We start from the raw sequence: 17,963 nt of genomic DNA, 5'->3' as shown, positions 1-17,963 counted from the left end.
GGCCAGTAGTTTTCTCGCCCTCATCAGACTTCCTCTCCTGCCGAGACTGTCCAGCTGTCGCTCGCTCCAGCGAACGGAGCTACCGACCAGGGCATTCATCGACGGAGGACGGAGGGCGTCCCACTGCCGACAGGCGCTGGTCCGGGCTTGGCTCGCGGTCGCTCGCATCGCGGTCGACCGGAAAGACCGGGCCACCGACGGCCAAAACAGTCGCAGACCGAACCGAAAAAAACAAGACACGTTTCCGAAACTTCCACCCGCGATTGTCGAGCATGTTGGCAGCGGGTGAGAGTGTGGCGCGGTGGGGCTGGGGTCCAGTTTGCGTCTCTGTGTCAGGAAATCGGAATGATTCCCTATCGGAAAAATCCCGGTAAGCGTTACTCGGCGTCGATCCGTAGCCCGCTCAGCGCAACGAGGTGCCGATCGCGACCGCTTCGGCCCTGGTCAGCTCGCCCTCCAGCCGGTAGGTAACACCCAGGTCTGCCCAGATCAGGGTGGCGGCGGAGAGCCGGGCGTCCGCCTGCCGTACCGTGCCGGCACGATCAACGTACGACACCGGATGCGGTGCGGAAATCCAGATCGCCGACGCCGCACCGACCTGCGTCCACTCCGGACCCGACCCGGCGACCTGCTTGAAGAAGACCGGGTCGAGCCCACCGTCGAAGGCGTCCAGGCGTACGGTGCCGCCGCGGTAGAGCAGGCTCGCCACCCGGTGACCGCCGGTGCCGTCGGGATCGGCCACCAGCACCCGCTCGGGTGGGCCCAGCGCCGCCGGCACCCGGATCGGGAACCGGACCGCGCGCTGCGCCTCGTCCAGCCCGGCCGGCCGCTGTCCGGGCAACGGCGCGGGGGAGCCGGTCGGCAGCACCGGTGCCGAAGAGGTGGTGATGGTGACCCCGGCGAAGCGCAGCAGCCCGGTGACCGCGTCGGCGACGGCCGCCCGGCCGGGCGGCAGCAGCGCGACGAGCAGCACGGCCAGCGCCGCGCCCACCGCGTACCGCCATCGGCGTCGCCGGTTGTCGACGGCCGGGCGGGGTGGGGCGATGATCCGGGCGCGTACCTGGGCCGTGACGTCGGGCGGCTCGGGCGTGGCCAGCCACCCGGACAGTTCGCGCAGCTCCCGCTCCAGGTCATCCATGCCGGACCGCTTCGACGTCGAGCAGGGCGCGCAGTTTCACCAGAGCGCGCGAGGTCCGGGACTTGACCGTCCCCCGGGGCCAGCCGAGCATCGCGACGGTCTCGTCCTCGCTCAGGTCGAGGAAGTACCGGCAGACGATCACCTCCCGGTCCCGGTCCGGAAGCTGCCGCAGGGCTCGCACCAGCGTCGCCCGCCGCTCCCCGGCGAGGACGCTGCCGACCGCCGAGTCCTCGCCGACCTCGGCACCCGGTGCCACCCGCGCCGCCCGCAACACCAGGCCGTGCCGCCGGTCCCGGGACCGGTGCAGGTTGCGGGTCTCGTTCGCCACGATCGCCAGCAGCCAGGAGCGAAACGACGAGTCGCCCCGATAACGGGACAGCTTCCGGTAGCCCTTCACGAACGCCTCCTGGATGACGTCCTCGGCGTCCGAACCCGCGCCGAGCAGCACCGCGGTCCGGTACGCGGACGCGGTGTGCCGGGCGACAAGCGACTCGTACGCCGCCAGGTCGCCGGCCTGAGCTCGGCTGACGAACTCCTCGTCGTCCAGGGGAACCTCCGGTGCGATCACTGTCTTGACACCGCCGACGTCCCGCCGGTTCCACTTTTCGCGGCACCGAACCTCGGCTTTCGCGGCACGGAACCTCGGCGCGTCCGGTGGTGTCACCGGGGCATGATGCCGAAGAGCACGTTCTCCCGCCGTACCCTGCTGACCGCCCTGGCCGGCGCGGGGGCCGCGGCGCTGGCCGGCTGCGATCCGGTTCGCCGCCCGGCGGCCCCCACCGCTGCCGTTCCGCTCCCGGACCCGCTGCTGATCGAGGTCGACGGCGCACTCGGCGTGCTGCGCGGTACCGGCCGACAGACCATCCGGTCGGCGGTGGCCACCGCCGACGGCCGGCTGATCCACGCCAGCGAACCCGCCGGTGCCGACACCGCGCTGTGGCGCGTCGAGGCCGTCAGCGGCACTGCCACCGACCGGGTGCGGCTGCCCGGCCGATGGGTGCCGCAGACCGTCTCTGCCGACGGGACGATTGTGGCGCTGACCACCGAGAAGGTAAGCGTCACGAAGGAACGCCCGCCGGGGCGGGAGAGCACTCCGGTGCTGATCGTCAACGGCGACGGCGTCGGGCGGCGGCTGGCACTGCCGGGCAACGTCGTGCCGGAGGCGTTCACCAGCGACCACAACGGGCTTTTCGTGCTGGAGTGGCTGCCGCCGAACGCGCCGGACCGCTACCGGGTCCGGGAGGTCGATCTCGCCACCGGGACCGCCGGCCCGCTCGGCACCCGACTCAAGCAGCCGATCCCGCCCGGTGCCGAGGAGGAGATGCGCGGCGACGGGCGACAGGCGGTGCTCGACCAGGACCGCGCCGTGCTCTACACGCTCTACACCCACCAGCCCGACCACCGGCACACCCGGGACCGGATCAGTGGGCGGCCCGGCAGCGACGTGCACGCCTTCGTACACACCCTGCACCTTGAGCAGCGTTGGGCGTACTGCGTCGACCTGCCGCACCCGTTCGGCGAGGGCCCGGCCGAGGGGCACGCGATGGCGATCACCCCGGACGGCAGCCGGCTCCACGTCGTCGACGTCACCTCGGGTCGCGTCGCCGAGATCTCCACCGAGGAGTTGACGGTACGCCGCACCGCCAGCTTCGTCGCCAGCACCGGCCCCGCGTACGCGGTGGCCGGCGCCGACCGGCTGTTCGTCGCCGCCGGACCGGCCGTGTGGACCGCTGACCTCGAAAAACTGGGCAGCGTCGCCGAATGGTCGGTGGCCGACCCGGTCTGTGGCCTCGCGCTGAGCCCCGCCGCCGACCGGCTCTACGTCGGCCAGCGGGCGGCGGTGAGCTGGCACGACCCGGCGGCCACCGGCGGCGAACTCGGCCGGGTGACGGTGCCGGGTCTGGTGGGGCTGCGCGGCCCGGCCCGATCGCTCTGACGGCACGCCACGCATCGACCGGACCGCGCTACCCACCGTGAACGTGCTCGTGCTACCGACCGTGAGCACGCCGACGCGCGGGAACGAGCAAAAGGTCCGACCCGTCCGATCGGGGTGAGCAGGGACGTCGTACGTTGGGCGGAGCGAGGAGCGGAATTGGCGGTGGTTGGGGCTCCTGATGCCGGAGTGACTCTGGTACGAAAGTGGGAGCATCCGGCGAACCGGCCGAGCGCCGTGACCGTTGGCTCCGGCCGCACCGGACGCCCGAGAACGCGTGTCACCGATCCCGAACGAGAGGACAGCCCATGACCCCTGCTGTGGCCACCGCCGACAACCTCGGTCGCGCGCTCGACGACATCGTCGACCGGGTACCGGGTGCCCAGTTCGCGGTGGTGCTCTCGCCGGACGGGATCCTGCTGGGAGCGTCCCGCGACATCGACGACGAACTCGCCACGCAGCTGTCCAGCATGGTCTGTGGCCTCCAGTCGCTCGGCCTGGCCGCCGCCCGGGTCTGCGGTGACGGCGAGTTGCACCAGGTCGTGGTGCAGATGTCGCGGGCGTTTCTGTTCCACGCGACGACCGGCAACGGCGCGATCCTCGCCGTCGGCATCGACGGTGACGCCGAGGTCGGCGACATGGCCTACGAGGTGGCCATGTTCGTTGCCAAAGCCGGACACCATCTGCCGGTGTACCTGGAACCGGCGTTTCCGTAGGCCCCGTCCCGAGGTGCTACCCGTCGTACGGCGGGTTCGGGTCGGCCACCTGCCACAGCTCGGCGGGCAACTGCGCGATGACGTCGTCGTAGTCGCCCGCCCCGATGGTGTCGCGGATGGTGTCGAAGACCGCCCGGATGCCGGCCTCGGCCAGGTCGGGCTCGACGTCCGCCCGGCCGCCGACGCGCTGCACGAACACGTCGAGTCCGAACGGTTCGGCGGTCTCGCCGGAGGCGAAGGCGTACGCCCGCAGCGCCTCGGGCAGCCGGTCGGCGAGGTCCCGTGCCTCGCCGCCGTCGATCCGTTCGGCCAGGGTGGTCAGCGTGGCCCGCGCGATCGCGGTGGCCTGCTCGGCTGACGCACCCGTGCGGTCCGCCACGGAGTCGATGAACTGGTTGTCGTCCACCTCGCCGGCCCCCTTCTCGCCACGGATGGTGCGTCTACCCGTGCCGGGCCCCGCCAAACGGCCTAGGGCCGGTCGTGCGGGGGGAGGGGGCGGGACGGGACTTCCGGAAGCACCTTGACGCATTCGCGGGAATCGTTACGATCTGCGCAATGCGACGGTATCGCCGGGAGTGCCCGTGACCGCCCCTGTCCCCGCCTCCGACGCGCATCCGGCCTGGCTGCCGCCATCGGCCTTTCGAGCCGTCGGTGCCCGGCACACCCTCGTGCTCGGTGCCGGGACGCTCGTCGACACGGTGTTCCGGGAGGTCGAGCGGGCCTGCGCCGAACACGGCGGCACGGTGCGGCGAGCGCCCGACAACCCCGACGGCCAGCCGACCGACCTGGTGCTCGCGCTGACCTCACACGACGATCTCGACGTCGTGCGGGTGGCGCACGCCGAACTCGTCGCCGCCGATGCCGGGCCGCTCGGTGCCGAGGGCTTCGCGCTGACCCGTACCGGCGAGGTCACCGTGGTGCTGGCCGAGGCGCCCGCCGGGCTTGTCTACGGGCTGTTCCAGGTGGTCCGGATCGGTGCGGCGGCGTTCGGTGCGCCGCAGCCGGTGCGCGTGCACCGTCCGGCGTTGCGGCGGCGGATGCTGGACCACTGGGACAACGTCGACGTGCATCCGGTGATGGGGCAGGTCGAGCGCGGGTACGCCGGGGGGTCGATCTTCTGGCGGGACGGACGGCCCCGACGCGACCGGGCCCGGCTGCGGGCGTACGCGCGACTGCTGGCGGCGTGCGGGATCAACGCGGTGGCGGTGAACAACGTGAACGTGCACGCCACCGAGGCGCGGCTGCTGACCGAGCGGCTCGACGAGGTCGCCGAGATCGCCGACGAACTGCGGCCGTACGGCATCCGGCTGCACCTCTCGGTCACCTTCGCCGCGCCCGTCGTCCTCGCCGGCCTGCCCACCGCCGACCCGCTCGACGAGGCGGTCCGCGCCTGGTGGGCGCAGACCACCCGGCGGGTGTACGCCCGCATCCCGGATTTCGGCGGCTACCTGGTCAAGGCCGACTCGGAGGGCCAACCGGGGCCGTTCAGCTACGGCCGGGACCACGCCGACGGGGCGAACGTGCTGGCCGAGGCGCTGGCGCCGCACGGTGGCGTGGTGCACTGGCGGGCCTTCGTCTACAACCACCGGCAGGACTGGCGGGATCGGTCGACCGACCGGGCCCGGGCCGCCTTCGACCACTTCGCCCCGCTCGACGGCCAGTTCCGGGACAACGTGATCGTGCAGGTCAAGTACGGTCCGATCGACTTCCAGCCGCGGGAGCCGGTCTCGCCGGTGATCGCCGCGATGCCCGGCACCCGGCTGGCGGTGGAGTTCCAGGTGACCCAGGAGTACACCGGCCAGCAGCGGCACGTCTGTTACCTGGCCCCCTGGTGGAGCGAGGTGCTGCGGTTCACCCCCTGGGGCGAGGGTGACCGGTCGGTCGCCGACGTGGCCGCCGACCTGGTCGCGGTCTCGAACGTGGGCGACGACCGGTTCTGGACCGGGCACCCGCTGGCCCAGGCCAACCTGTACGCCTTCGGCCGGCTCGCCTGGGACCCCCGGCTGGATCCCGAGACGGTGCTCGACGAGTGGATCGACCTGACCTTCGATCCGACGGCGTCGGCCGATCCCGTGCGGCTGCGTACCACGCTGCACCAGATCATGGACGATTCGTGGCTTACCTACGAGCGGTACACCGCCCCGCTGGGCGTGGGCTTCATGGTCCGCCCCGGCCACCACTACGGCCCCGACGTGGACGGGTACGAGTACACCCCGTGGGGCACCTACCATTTCGCCGACCGTGACGGGGTGGGCGTGGACCGTACCCGGGCCACCGGCACCGGCTTCACCGGCCAGTACCCGTCGCCCTGGTCCGAGGTCTACGAGTCGCTCGACCGGTGCCCCGACGAGCTGCTGCTCTTCTTCCACCACGTGCCGTACGACCACGTGCTGCACAGCGGCAGCACGGTCATCCAGCACATCTACGACACGCACTTCGCCGGCGTACGGGAGGTCGAGGAGATGGCCGCCCGCTGGCAGCGTCTCGCCGGCCTGGTCGATGCCGACCTGCACGCCCAGGTCACCGAACGCCTGACCGAGCAGCTGCGCTGCGCCCGGGAGTGGCGCGACCAGGTGAACGCCTACTTCCACCGCAAGTCCGGCACCCCCGACGCCCGTGGCCGTCCGCTGTATTGAGCAGCTGCCCGAGCGGCGCTGTCGGTCCCACTCGTTAGCGTGACGTCATGGTCGATGTCGATGCGGAGAAGGCGGCACTGCACGAATTCCTTACCTGCCAACGCGACAGCGTCCGGGCGATCCTGTCCGGTCTCGACGAGCGTGCGCTGCGGATGCGGGTGCTTCCCTCCGGCTGGACGCCGCTCGGGCTCGTCGAGCACCTGGCGCACGCGGAGCGGCACTGGTTCCAGGAGGTGCTCACCGGCTCGGTCGCGCCGCTGCCCTGGCCCGACACCGGCGACGCGCCGCTGACCACGTCCCGCTCGCCAGCAGTGGTCTTCGACTTCTACCGCGACCAGTGCGAGCTCTCCGACCGGATCATCGCGGTCACCGCGTTGACGGCGTCACCGGCCGGGCGGCATCCGGGTGAGCCGCTGGCCGCACAGACCACCGACCTGCGCCGGATCATCCTGCACATGATCGAGGAGACCGCCCGGCACGCGGGTCACCTCGACGTGGCACGCGAACTCATCGACGGACGGACCGGGCTCGGGCCGCGGTGAGACGGGCCGGGCTCGACGCGAGCGCCTCAGCGGCCGACACAGAGGCCGGGTACGGCAACCGGCAGGTGGGCTCAGCGAGCTCGGGGCCCGGCACCCACCGCGCTTGACGGCCTGACATAGCGTGCTGCTCGAATCGCCTGCGCAGAGCCACACTGATTTGGGAAGAGGCTGTACATGTCAGTTTGGAAGAGGCCCGCCCTGCTGGCGGTCTCCGTCGTCACGGCCGCCGCGTTGACCGCTTGTGGCGGCGCTGAGTCCGACGCGGATGCCGACGCACCGGCGCAGTCCAGCGTGCTGGAACTGCTTGCCACCGATCTCAAGGGCTCGTTGCAGAAAACGGTCGAGAGCACCGAGAAGAGCGACTCGGTGACCCTGGCCATGCAGGGCAACGTGGGCGGCGAGAAGGTCTCGATACAGGGCGCGGTGGACCTGCGCGATCCGATCAAGGCCGAGTTGATTACCACCAGTGCGGAGAACGAGACGATCACCGTCCGGATCATCGACACGGTGGTCTTCGTCGAGATCCCGGCGGATCAGCGCGCGAGCATGAACGGCAAGAGCTGGATGAAGATGGACCCTACCGCGAGCGGTGAGCAGCAGGGCCTGGAGTTCAGCAAGCAGTTGGATGACGTCGACCCGGCCAAGCAGGTCAAGGCGCTGCTCGCCAGCGAGGGCGTGAAGGTCGTCGGCGAGGAGACGCTGGACGGCACGCCCACCGTCCACTACACCGTCACCACCCCGTTGGGGAAGTACCTCGAGCAGGTCGATCCCAAGCTGCGCGGGCCCGTCGAAGGGCAGCTGACCGAGCAGGGCGTCAAGGAAATCAAGATCGATCTCTGGGTCGACGAGCAGTACCGGCCACGGCGGGCGGCCCTGGTCATGGGCACGGTGACCGACATGACGATCGACTACAGCGACTACGGTAAGGCGGTTACCATCGAGACGCCGCCGGACGCGGAGACTCTCGATCTGGCCAAGATGATCGAGGAAATGCAGAACCCCGGCAACGACTGAGGTTGGTGGGGCAGGCATGAGGCAGGGCCGACAGGAAGACCCGACCGCCCGGCAGCGGCGTGTCTGGAACCGGATGGCCGACAGCTACGACCGGCAGATCGGCTTCGCCGAACGGCACCTGTTCGCCGGTGCGCGGGAGTGGCTCGGCACCCGTGCCCACGGCCGGGTCCTCGAAGTGGCCATCGGCACCGGCCGCAGCCTGCCCCACTACCCGGCGGATGTGGAGATCACCGGCATCGAGTTGAGCCCGGAAATGCTCGCCATCGCCCGGCAGCGGGCCGCCGACCTCGGCCGCCGCGTCGACCTGCGGGAGGGGGACGCGGAACGGCTGCCGTTCCCCGACGCCTCCTTCGACACCGCCGTCTGCGCGCTGTCGCTGTGCACCATCCCGGAACCGGCCGCGGCGCTCGCCGAGATGCACCGGGTCCTCGTCCCGGGCGGCCGGCTGCTCCTGCTCGACCATGTCGGCAGCACCTGGCCGCCGGTGTACGCGCTGCAATGGCTGGTCGAACGGTTCACCATCCGTACCGCCGGAGAACACTTCACCCGCCGCCAACTGCCGCTGGTACGGGCCGCCGGCTTCCGGATCGAGGAGACCGATCGATCGAAGGCCGGCCTGATCGAGCGCGTCCACGCCACAAAGCCCGCACCGGCGTACGTCTCAGATCCTGACCAGGCGTGACGCCGTCGCCGGCAGCGTCATCGGGTGAACTCCTGCCGGATCGCGGTGGTCATCGGCGCACTGCCCCGGACCAGCGCCAACGCCAGCACCGAAGCCAACGCGGCAAGTGCGGCCTCGGAGGCGACCAGGGTGAGCACCGTCGCCGCCACCAGCAGCAACGCGGTGCCGACCGCGACCTGAGGGGTACGCAGGACGAAGTATCGGGCCAGCCGGATCACGTCGCGCAACCGGAAGGTGAAGAGCGAGGTGATCACCAGGGCGTTGACCCCGACCACCGCCACCATCGCGCCGACCAGCACCAGCGGCACCGCCCACCACCCGGACAGCCCGGCCGACCGCAGGTTGACCAGGTTGACCGCGAGAATGGTCAACCACAGCAGCATCGGCACCCAGACCAGCAGCGACCCGGCCAGGTTGGCCCGGTAGCCGCGCCAGAACAGCCGCGCCGGGCGCAGCTCGGTCAGGTCGAGACGCTGGTGGTGCAGCGCGTACAGCGCGGCGGCGAGCGCCGGACCGAGCGGCACCGCACAGACGGCGACAAGCGGCAGGTTGCTCACGTGGCGTTCCAACGCGAAGAGCGCGACCAGACCGGGGGCCGCGCAGAGCAACAGCAGCAGCTCGACCACGAGCAGCGTGTAGACCAGCGCGGCGACGCGGGACAGCGGCCCGGCGCCGAACTCCCGACGGGTGGCGGTGCTCATGACGGCCCCGCGCCGGTGCGGACGGTGAACCGCCACGCTTCGCAGAGCCGGCCGTCGGGTTGCTCGGCAACGGTGATGCGCATCGGTGTCCTCATCGCTTGCGGCGGGTGAGCGGGGGTGCGGAGAGGGTGGCCGGTCCGGTCACGCCGATTCGACCGGACCGGCCCGACCTCAGCTGTGCTCCTCGCGGTAGCGCTCGTACGCCTTGTTGACCGTCTCCAGGTAGGCGTCCATGTTCTTGCTCTTCAGCTCCGCCACGTAGGTGTCCCACTGGGCGAGGTCACGCTGACCCAGGACGAACTGGAGCGTCGCCTGGTACACGTGGTCCTTCAGCGGGGTCTCCCAGAGCGACACCTGCTCGCGCTCCTCGTCGCTGAGCGGGTACGGCGGCGGTGGCGACTTCGGCGTACGGGCGTTCATCACCTGCTGGAACTCCTGCTCCTCGGCGGAGAAGAAGGCCTGCACCAGCTCGGGCTTGCCGCCGTAGGCGAAGACGCCGTTGGCGAAGCCGAAGTCCTTCTGGAGGTGCTTGGGCGCGCCCGGGTTGAGACCGATCATGTCGACGTCCGGAGCGAGGCTCGACTTGCCGGCGGCGTCCTTGACGTAGGTGGTGCCCTCCACGCCCCACCTGGCGAACTGCTGGCCCTCGTCGGAGTACCAGAGCCAGTCGACGAACTGCATCATCGCCACGAAGTTCTTGCTGTCGCGGGCCTTCGAGGAGATCATCATGCCGTTCTCCAGCCGGCTGGCCGGGTTGATCTCCCCGGCCGGACCGACCGGCAGCGGAATCTTGGTGACCTTCGCCTTCGGGTTGGTCGCGGCCAGGTCCGGCCGGTAGTCGTTCACCAGTGCCTGGGCGTTGCCGCTGATCACGAAGGACTTGCTGTTGGCGAGCTTCTGCCGGGCGAGGTCGTCGGTCTGGGTGAAGCTCTCCGGGTCCAGCAACTTCTCGGCGACCAGCTTGTTGAGGTACTCCAACATGTGCCGGTAGTGCTCGGTCGCCCCGGTGTACTCGAACTTCTGCGCTTGCGCGTTCCAGCTCACGTGCTGGAAGTTCCAGCCCGCGCCCTCCAGGCCATGCGACACGGCCAGCAGGTTGAGCAGGTTGCCGGCCGGGTGGGGCTGGCTGTACCGGTCGGAGAACGGGTAGACGTCCGGGTACTTCGCCTTCATCGCCTTGAGCATGGCGTAGACGTCGTCCCAGGTCTTCGGGATCTCCAGGTTCAGCTCGTCGAGGATGTCGGTGCGGACCACAAGCGAGTACTCGTGCCAGGGCTTCTCGTGCACGCCGGGCAACAGATAGAACTTGCCGTCCGCCTGGCGCAGCGTGTCCAGCTCAGGCTGGAGGTTCCACTTCTCGATCTTGTCCTTGAGGTTCGGCATCAGGTCGAGGTAGTCGCTTACCGGCAGGATCGCCCCCGAGGAGACGTACGCGTGCACGTCCGGCGGGTACGTCTTCGGGATGAGCATCGGCGCGTCACCGGCACCGATGAGCAGGCTGCGCTTCTGGTTGTAGTCGCTCAGCGGCACCGCGACCGGTTCGAGCGTGACGTTGGTCCGGGACTTCAACTCCGACCAGAACAGCCAGTCGTTTTTCAGCGGGTAGTTCGGGTGGTTGTTGTAGAGGACCGAGAAGGAGACCGGCTCGGTGGCCTTGAACTGCGTACCGGTGGCGTAGTTGTCCATCGCGCCAGCCCGGTTCTCGGACAGGTTCTCGGACGGATCGTCGCCACAGGCGGTGACGCTGGAGAGGGCGAGCAGCGCGGCGGTGGCTGCCGCCGCGTGACGCCACGATCTGCGGAACATGGCGGGTCCTTTCGAATTTCGATGGTGGGAGGGGGGTGGGTGCCCGTCTCAGCCCTTCACCGCGCCGAGCATGATGCCGCGGACGAAATACCGTTGGACGAAGGGATAGACCAGCAGGATGGGCAGGGTGGTGAGCACGATGGTCACGGCCTTGAGGGTCGCCTCGGCCTGCACCTCGTTGGCCTCGGAGATGGTCCCGACGTTCTCCGCGCCGGTGGCACCGGCGATCAGGTTGCGCAGGTAGACGGTGACCGGCCACAGCTCCTGCCGGTCCATGTAGAGGAAGGCCGCGAACCAGGAGTTCCAGAAGGACACCGCGTAGAACAGCACCATCGTGGCGACGATCGCCTTCGACAGCGGCAGCACGATGCGCAGCAGGATGCCGTACGTGTTGAGGCCGTCCACCGCCGCGGCCTCCTCCAGGTCGTTCGGCAGGCTTTCGAAGAACGCCTTCATCACCAGCAGGTTGAACACGCTTATCGCGTTGGGCAGCGCGATGGCCCACACGCTGTTCTTCAGTCCCAGGCTGGTGACCAGCACGTAGTTGGGGATCAGCCCGCCGGTGAAGAACATGGTGAACACCGCGATGCCGACAAGCGCGCTGCGTCCCTTGAGCTGCTTCTTGGAGAGCACATAGGCGTAGCAGGTGGTGAGCGTGATCGAGATGATCGTGGCGGTCACCGTGTAGAACACCGTGTTGCGGTAGTTCGTCCAGAACAGCGGATCGGACATCAGCAACTGGTACGTGTCAAGCGTGAACCCGCGCGGCACGAGGTTCACCTCGCCGGCGATGATGTACGCCTCGTGACTCATCGAGCGGGCCACGATGTTGACGAACGGGTAGAGCGTCACCACCACCACGACGGTCAGGATGATCCCGTTCACCACCTGGAACGCTCGGTAGCCGCGGGTCTCCCGGATGCCGCGCCGCCGACGCGGACGGGGAACGGTCTCGGTGGGGTGCTCGGCGGCGTCGATGGTCACCACAGGCTCGTCCCCACCGTGCGTCGGGCGATCAGGTTCGCCGACAGGACCAGGATCAACCCGATCACCGCCTCGAACAGCCCGATCGCGGCGGCGTAACTGAAGTTGCTGGACGCGAAGCCCACCCGGAACAGGTACGTGGAGATGACGTCCGCCGTCGGGTACGTAAGCGGGTTGTACAGCAGCAGGATCTTCTCGAACCCGACCGCCATGAAGGTGCCGATGTTGAGGATCAGCAGGGTCACCATTGTCGGCCGGATGCCCGGCAACGTGACGTGCCAGGTCTGCCGCCACCGGTTGGCGCCGTCGATCCGGGCCGCCTCGTAGAGGTCGTCGTCGATGGTGGTGAGCGCGGCGAGGTAGAGGATGGTGCCCCAGCCCACCGTCTGCCAGACCTCCGAGGAGACGTAGATGGTGCGGAACCACTCCGGCCGTTGCAGGAACGGGATGGCGTCCCCGCCGGCCGCGCCGACCAGCTGGTTGACCGTGCCGTCCACGGCGAGCAACTGCATGACCATGGCGGCCACGATCACGATGGACAGGAAGTGCGGCAGGTACGACACGGACTGCACGAAGCGCCTGAGCCGGCCGGTGCGTACCTCGTTGAGCAGCAGCGCCAGCACGATGGGCAGCGGGAAACAGAAGAGCAGCGTCAACCCGCCAAGCACCAGCGTGTTGGTGAAGACGTTCCAGAACGTCGGGTCGGTCAGGAACATCTTGAAGTACCGCAGACCCACCCAGTACTCGCCGAAGATGTTGCCGCCGGGCTGGAACCGGCGGAAGGCGATCACGTTGCCGAGCATCGGCAGGTACCGGAAGATCAGGAAGAACAGCAGCGGCAGGATCGCCAGCGAGTAGAGCTGCCAGTCCCGCCGCAGCGCCCGGCGCCAGGTGTTGCGGGCGGCCCGTGGGGGAGCGGGCGGTGCGGTCGGCGGGCCCGCCACCGGCGCGGACGTCAGCGTTGTCGGGCTGCTCATCGCAGGTGCTCCGGGATCGGCTCGACGCTCACCCGGCAGACGAGTTGCCGGTGGTGACCGGTTTCGCGTTCGTCGCCCACCAGCCGCAGCGCCAGGCTTTCCACGGTCTCGCCGCTGGACCGGCCGAGCCGTAACCACACCGCACCGGGCTCGACCACGCGCCGGCCACGTACGCCGGTGAACGAGGTGAGGTCGGCGGGGACCACGAAGGTGACCCGCGCCGCCGCGCCCGGTGCCACCGGCACCCGCGCGTAACCGATCAGGCGGACCACCGGTCGGGTGGTCTGCGCCACCGGGTCGTGCAGGTAGAGCTGCACCACTTCGGTGCCGGACCGGGCACCTGTGTTGCGGACCGTGACGCCGACCGTCACCTCCCCGTCCACCGGCCAGTCGACCGGTCTGTCGGTGGCGCCGGTTCCCCCGGTCACCTGGGCGTCGGACCACTCGAAGGTGGTGTAGCTCAGGCCGTGGCCGAACGGGAACGCGGGTGTCGGATCCACCGACGACACCCGGGTACGGCGGCCCAGCGGCGGGGCGAGATAGGTGCCGGGCAGGCCCCCGGCGTGCCGGGGCACGCTGACCGGCAGCCGCCCGGACGGATTGACCTCGCCGGTGAGCACCTCGGCCAGCGCCTGACCGCCGAGCTGGCCGGGGAAGAACGCCTGGACGATGGCGCCCGCGTCGTCCACCGCCGCGCCGAGCGCGTACGGGCGGCCGGAGAGCACCAGCAGCACCACCGGTGTCCCGGTGGCGAGCACCGCGCGTACCAACTCGGCCTGGACCCCGGGCAGCTGAAGGTCGGCCGCGTCGCAGCCCTCGCCGGAGGTGCCCCGGCCGAACATGCCGGCCCGGTCGCCCACCGCGAGCACGCAGACGTCGGCCTCGGCCGCGGCCTCGACGGCGGCGGCGATGCCGGAGGTGTCGTCACCGGTGATGTCGGTGCCCGGCACATGGGTGAGCCGGGGGTGCCGCCGCTGCAACGCCGCGCGCAGCGAGGGGATCTCCACCCCGACGCCGTGTTCCGGGTGATGCACCCCGACGTGCAGCGGGAACGAGTAGCAGCCGAGCATGGCCATCGGATCGTCCGCGACCGGACCGACGAGCGCGACGTGCCGGTCGGCGGCGAGCGGCAGCAACCCGTCGCGGTTGCGCAGCAGCACCACGGACTGGCGGGCCAGCCGCAGCGCCGTCTCCCGGCTGCCCTCGTCGTCCAGGCGCACCTCGTCAAGGTCGGCGGGCCGCCCCGGCCACTCCTCGTCGAGCAGCCCCAGCTCGACCTTCTGGATCAACACCCGGCGCAGGGCCCGGTCGACGAGCGCCTCGTCGACCGCACCGGCGCGTACGGCGGCGACAAGCGGCGCACCGTAGGCGTCCGTTGTGGGCAGCTCCACGTCGATGCCGGCGCGCAACGCCAGGCCGGCCGCCTCGCCGGCATCGGCGGCGACGCCGTGCAGGGTCTCCAGGAAACGCACCGCGAAGTAGTCGGCCACCAGCGTGCCGCCGAATCCCCACTGCTCGCGCAGCACCCGGGTCAGCAGCTGCTCATCGGCAGCCACCGGCACGCCGTCGATCTCGGCGTAGGAATGCATCACCGACCGTGCGCCGCCCAGCCGCAGCGCCATCTCGAACGGGGGCAGGATCACGTCGGCGAGTTCCCGGGGGCCCATCGGCACCGGGGCCAGGTTCCGTCCGCCCCGGGAGGCCGAGTATCCGGCGAAGTGCTTGAGCGTGGCCACCACGCCGGCCTGTTCCAGCCCGCGCACGTACGCCGCGCCGATCGTGCCCACCAGGTACGGGTCTTCGCCGATCGTCTCCTCGGTGCGTCCCCAGCGGTAGTCGCGGGTCACGTCCAGCACCGGCGCCAGTCCCTGGTGGACGCCGACGGCCCGCATGGACCGGCCGATCCAGCCGGCCATCTCCTCGACCAGGGTGGGATCGAAGGCCGCGCCCCAGCTCAGCGGCGCGGGATGGACGGTGGCCCGCCAGGCGGCGAAGCCGGTCAGACACTCCTCGTGGACCTGGGCCGGAATCCCGAACCGGCTGGCCGCCACGATCTGGGCCTGGGAGGCGGCCAGGGAGCGGGCACCGAGGGCCGGGTCGACCGGTGCGGTCCCAAAGGGCCGGGTCAGCTGGCCCAGTCCGTGCCGGATCGCCTCCGGCCAGGGTGGGGTGTGTTCGACCATGTCGTTCTGGTGGGGCGCGACGCCCTCACCGGAGGCGTCGGCGCCGACCCAGAGGCCGACCAGCTGGGCCACCTTCTCCTCAAGCGACATCAGCGGGATGAGCGCATCGGCCCGTTCGTCGGGTCGCAGCGTCGGGTCACGCCATCGATCGGCATCCGGTGGGGCCAATCGATCATCGACGGGTAGCTGACTTGTCATGCGCACCCCTCCGGCCGCGCCCGCGAGGTCGCCCCGCGGCCGTACCAGTCGCCGTCACGACGACGTGGGAACGACCACCGTGCGGCACGGCGGTTATCGAAAATTTCGGAAACCAGATCGACACCTGTGTCCGGAACCTAAAGGCGTTGATGAATCCGTGTCAAGAGCCGGAAAGACACTGACCACGCGGGTGATGCGGAGCTGGCAAGCGATTTCCTGTCGCCTGGCCGTGGCCGCCTCGCCATCGACCGGTGTCATCGGCAAAGGTTGCCAGCGTGCTACAGTTCCCCGAAATTTTCGCCGACCGGTTCCAGGGATTCCGATGACCGCAGACCGCCCGCCGACGGCGTTCGGCTCCGCGACGATCGCGACGATCGCGCGGGAGGTCGGCGTCTCGTCGGCGACGGTCTCGAAGGTCCTCAACGGCCGGGCGGACGTCGCGGCCGGCACCCGGGCGCGCGTCGAGGCCAGCCTGGAACGGCACCGCTACCGCCGCCGCGCTCGACGTACGACCGCCGACGGCCAGATCGACCTGGTGTTCCACGAGTTCGGCTCCGACTGGGCGCTGGAGATCATCCGCGGGGTCGAGGCCGTGGCCGCCGCCGAGCGGCTCAACGTGGTGCTGTCGCAACTGGGCGGTGCCCGCCGGCCGCCGCAGTCCTGGCTCGACGCGGTGATCGGCCGGCGTCCGCTCGGGGTCGTGCTGGTCATGTGCAACCTGACCGGCCAGCAGCGACAGCAGTTGCGGCGCCAGGCGATCCCGGTTGTCGTGGTCGACACCGACAGCGCCAGTGCGGCCTCGGTACCCACGGTGGGCTCGAACAACTGGAACGGTGGCCTGCTCGCCACCCGCCACCTGCTGGAACTCGGGCACCGCCGGATCGCGATCATCTCCGGCCCCCGGGACGTGCTCTGCGCGCGGGCGCGCACCGCGGGCTTCCGCTGCGCCCACGAGGAGTTCGCCGTACCCGTCGATCCCCGGCTGGTCCGCTCCGGCAACTTCCACACCGACGCCGGCTACCGCCAGGGCATGGAGCTGTTGACCGGGCCGGACCGGCCGACGGCGATCTTCGCCGGCTCCGACCTACAGGCGGTGGGGGTGCTGCGGGCCGCCCGGCAGCTCGGCATCAACGTCCCCGCCGACGTCTCCGTGGTCGGGTACGACAACCTGCCGCTGTCCCGCTGGATCGGGCCGGCGTTGACCACGGTCAACCAGCCGCTGCGCGACATGGCCGGCACCGCCGCCAAGATGCTGCTCGATCTCGCGCGGGAGGTGACCCTGCCCAGCAGCCGGATCGACCTGGTCGCCGAGCTGGTGGTACGCGAGAGCACCGCGCCGCCCCGGCGTACCTGACCGCCCTACCACCTGCGAGGAGCCATGCCCCTTTTCGACCTGCCCCTCGACCAACTGCGCGACTACGCCCCCACGGTGGCGGAGCCGGCGGACTTCGACAGGTTCTGGCGGAGCACCCTGGATTCGGCGGCGAAGCTGCCGGTGCTTGTCGACGTCCGTCCCGAGCCGACCGACCTGCGCCTGGTCGACACCTGGGACGTCACCTTCGCCGGCTTCGCCGGTGACCCGGTCCGGGCCTGGTACCACCGGCCGGCCGGCGTCGACGGCCGCTTGCCGGTGATCGTGGAGTACGTCGGCTACGGGCGTGGCCGGGGGTTGCCGCACGAGCGGTTGACCTGGCCGGTCGCCGGATACGCGCACCTGCTGATGGACGCCCGGGGGCAGTCCGGGCAGTTCGGCGCGGGTGACACGGCCGATCCGCACGGCAGCGCGCCGGGCGGGCCCAGCCCGGTGACCCGGGGCATCCTGTCGCCGCAGGGCTACTACTACCGCCGGTTGATCACCGACGCGGTGCGGGCGGTCCAGGCGGCCCGTGCCCTGCCGGGCGTCGACCCGCAGCGGGTGGTCGTCGCGGGCAACAGTCAGGGCGGCGGGCTGGCGCTCGCGGTCGCCGGGTTGGTGCCGGATCTCGCCGCCGTGCTTGCCACCGCGCCGTTCCTCTGTCACCTGCAACGGGCCATCGAGATCACCGAGGTCGGCGTGTACGGCGAGATCGTCAACTACCTCGCGGTCAACCGGGACGTCGAAGCGGCGGTGCGCCACACCCTGTCCTACATGGACGGGGTCTGCTTCGCGCGTCGCGCCACCGCGCCGGCACACTTCGGGATCGGGCTGCGCGACATGGTCTGCCCGCCGAGCACCGGCTTCGCCGCGTACAACCAGTACGGCGCGGCCAGTGGCGGCCCGGCACCGGCGCGGAGCATGCACGTGTACCCGTTCAACGGTCACGAGCACGGCGACGCCACCCACGTCCGACGTCAGCTGAGCTGGTTGGCCGCGCTGCTCACCGAGTCGGCGGACGGTCCGAAACTTCCGGCCGTTCCGATAACGGCCGGCTGAGGAGTCGGCTGTGGTTTACTGCGGATCGAGCCGGCGCGGT

At 70.4% G+C, this 17,963-nt stretch carries 16 protein-coding genes; 8 read left to right on the top strand and 8 right to left on the bottom strand.

Features of this window, described 5'->3' with window-relative positions; all coding sequences use genetic code 11:
* Nucleotides 1–403: 403 nt before the first annotated feature.
* Together QQG74_RS19385 and QQG74_RS19380 are read right to left on the bottom strand one after the other, a co-directional pair.
* Nucleotides 404–1,138: a hypothetical protein gene (locus QQG74_RS19385; RefSeq protein ID WP_341716175.1), complete on the bottom strand. Its 735-nt coding sequence runs from the start codon at nucleotides 1,136–1,138 to the stop codon at nucleotides 404–406.
* Entirely contained in the window at nucleotides 1,131–1,703 is a 573-nt protein-coding gene (locus QQG74_RS19380) for an RNA polymerase sigma factor (RefSeq protein ID WP_341721291.1), read from the bottom strand. Before QQG74_RS19380 ends, QQG74_RS19385 begins: the two co-directional genes overlap by 8 nt.
* A 105-nt stretch (nucleotides 1,704–1,808) precedes the next feature.
* On the opposite strand from QQG74_RS19380, the gene QQG74_RS19375 reads away from it, so the two are divergent.
* Together QQG74_RS19375 and QQG74_RS19370 are read left to right on the top strand one after the other, a co-directional pair.
* A complete protein-coding gene (locus QQG74_RS19375) occupies nucleotides 1,809–3,074 on the top strand; it encodes a hypothetical protein (protein ID WP_341716174.1) in 1,266 nt (421 codons plus the stop codon).
* Nucleotides 3,075–3,379: 305 nt separating this feature from the next.
* Entirely contained in the window at nucleotides 3,380–3,787 is a 408-nt protein-coding gene (locus tag QQG74_RS19370; protein WP_341716173.1) for a roadblock/LC7 domain-containing protein, read from the top strand.
* 16 nt (nucleotides 3,788–3,803) lie between these two features.
* Here the strand turns inward: QQG74_RS19370 and QQG74_RS19365 are convergent, their stop codons facing one another.
* A complete protein-coding gene (locus tag QQG74_RS19365) occupies nucleotides 3,804–4,193 on the bottom strand; it encodes a DUF2267 domain-containing protein (RefSeq protein WP_341716172.1) in 390 nt (129 codons plus the stop codon).
* Between the two features lie 175 nt (nucleotides 4,194–4,368).
* Between QQG74_RS19365 and QQG74_RS19360 the strand changes: the two genes are divergently transcribed.
* From QQG74_RS19360 to QQG74_RS19345, 4 genes are all read left to right on the top strand, one after another.
* Nucleotides 4,369–6,423 carry an alpha-glucuronidase gene (locus tag QQG74_RS19360; protein WP_341716171.1) on the top strand — a complete coding sequence of 685 codons (2,055 nt, stop codon included), beginning with the start codon at nucleotides 4,369–4,371 and terminating at the stop codon, nucleotides 6,421–6,423.
* Nucleotides 6,424–6,470: 47 nt separating this feature from the next.
* Nucleotides 6,471–6,965 carry a DinB family protein gene (locus QQG74_RS19355; RefSeq protein WP_341716170.1) on the top strand — a complete coding sequence of 165 codons (495 nt, stop codon included), beginning with the start codon at nucleotides 6,471–6,473 and terminating at the stop codon, nucleotides 6,963–6,965.
* 174 nt (nucleotides 6,966–7,139) lie between these two features.
* Nucleotides 7,140–7,979, top strand: a complete 840-nt coding sequence (locus tag QQG74_RS19350; protein ID WP_341716169.1) for an LppX_LprAFG lipoprotein — start codon at nucleotides 7,140–7,142, stop codon at nucleotides 7,977–7,979.
* Between the two features lie 16 nt (nucleotides 7,980–7,995).
* On the top strand, nucleotides 7,996–8,661 hold the full coding sequence (locus QQG74_RS19345) for a methyltransferase domain-containing protein (protein WP_341716168.1): 666 nt from the start codon (nucleotides 7,996–7,998) through the stop codon (nucleotides 8,659–8,661).
* 17 nt (nucleotides 8,662–8,678) lie between these two features.
* On the opposite strand, the gene QQG74_RS19340 is transcribed toward QQG74_RS19345, so the two are convergent.
* The 5 genes from QQG74_RS19340 to QQG74_RS19320 form a co-directional block, all read right to left on the bottom strand.
* Nucleotides 8,679–9,362 carry a DUF624 domain-containing protein gene (locus QQG74_RS19340; protein ID WP_341716167.1) on the bottom strand — a complete coding sequence of 228 codons (684 nt, stop codon included), beginning with the start codon at nucleotides 9,360–9,362 and terminating at the stop codon, nucleotides 8,679–8,681.
* A 171-nt stretch (nucleotides 9,363–9,533) separates the two neighbouring features.
* On the bottom strand, nucleotides 9,534–11,168 hold the full coding sequence (locus QQG74_RS19335) for an extracellular solute-binding protein (protein ID WP_341716166.1): 1,635 nt from the start codon (nucleotides 11,166–11,168) through the stop codon (nucleotides 9,534–9,536).
* Nucleotides 11,169–11,216: 48 nt separating this feature from the next.
* Nucleotides 11,217–12,152 (bottom strand): carbohydrate ABC transporter permease, encoded by a 936-nt coding sequence (locus QQG74_RS19330; RefSeq protein WP_341716165.1) that lies wholly within the window; start codon nucleotides 12,150–12,152, stop codon nucleotides 11,217–11,219.
* A complete protein-coding gene (locus QQG74_RS19325; RefSeq protein ID WP_341716164.1) occupies nucleotides 12,149–13,129 on the bottom strand; it encodes an ABC transporter permease subunit in 981 nt (326 codons plus the stop codon). Before QQG74_RS19325 ends, QQG74_RS19330 begins: the two co-directional genes overlap by 4 nt.
* Nucleotides 13,126–15,510, bottom strand: a complete 2,385-nt coding sequence (locus QQG74_RS19320; protein ID WP_341716163.1) for a glycoside hydrolase family 3 N-terminal domain-containing protein — start codon at nucleotides 15,508–15,510, stop codon at nucleotides 13,126–13,128. Before QQG74_RS19320 ends, QQG74_RS19325 begins: the two co-directional genes overlap by 4 nt.
* 322 nt (nucleotides 15,511–15,832) lie before the next feature.
* On the opposite strand from QQG74_RS19320, the gene QQG74_RS19315 reads away from it, so the two are divergent.
* Nucleotides 15,833–16,864, top strand: coding sequence for a substrate-binding domain-containing protein (locus QQG74_RS19315; protein WP_341716162.1), 1,032 nt, complete (start codon nucleotides 15,833–15,835; stop codon nucleotides 16,862–16,864).
* Nucleotides 16,865–16,888: 24 nt separating this feature from the next.
* Complete coding sequence (locus QQG74_RS19310; RefSeq protein ID WP_341716161.1) at nucleotides 16,889–17,923, top strand: acetylxylan esterase; 1,035 nt, start codon at nucleotides 16,889–16,891, stop codon at nucleotides 17,921–17,923.
* The last annotated feature ends 40 nt before the right edge of the window (nucleotides 17,924–17,963 follow it).

This window comes from Micromonospora sp. FIMYZ51 (genome assembly GCF_038246755.1).
Classification (GTDB): Bacteria; Actinomycetota; Actinomycetes; order Mycobacteriales; family Micromonosporaceae; genus Micromonospora.
The sequence above is the reverse complement of the archived record's forward strand: the minus strand, read 5'-3'. Positions and strand labels throughout refer to the sequence as shown.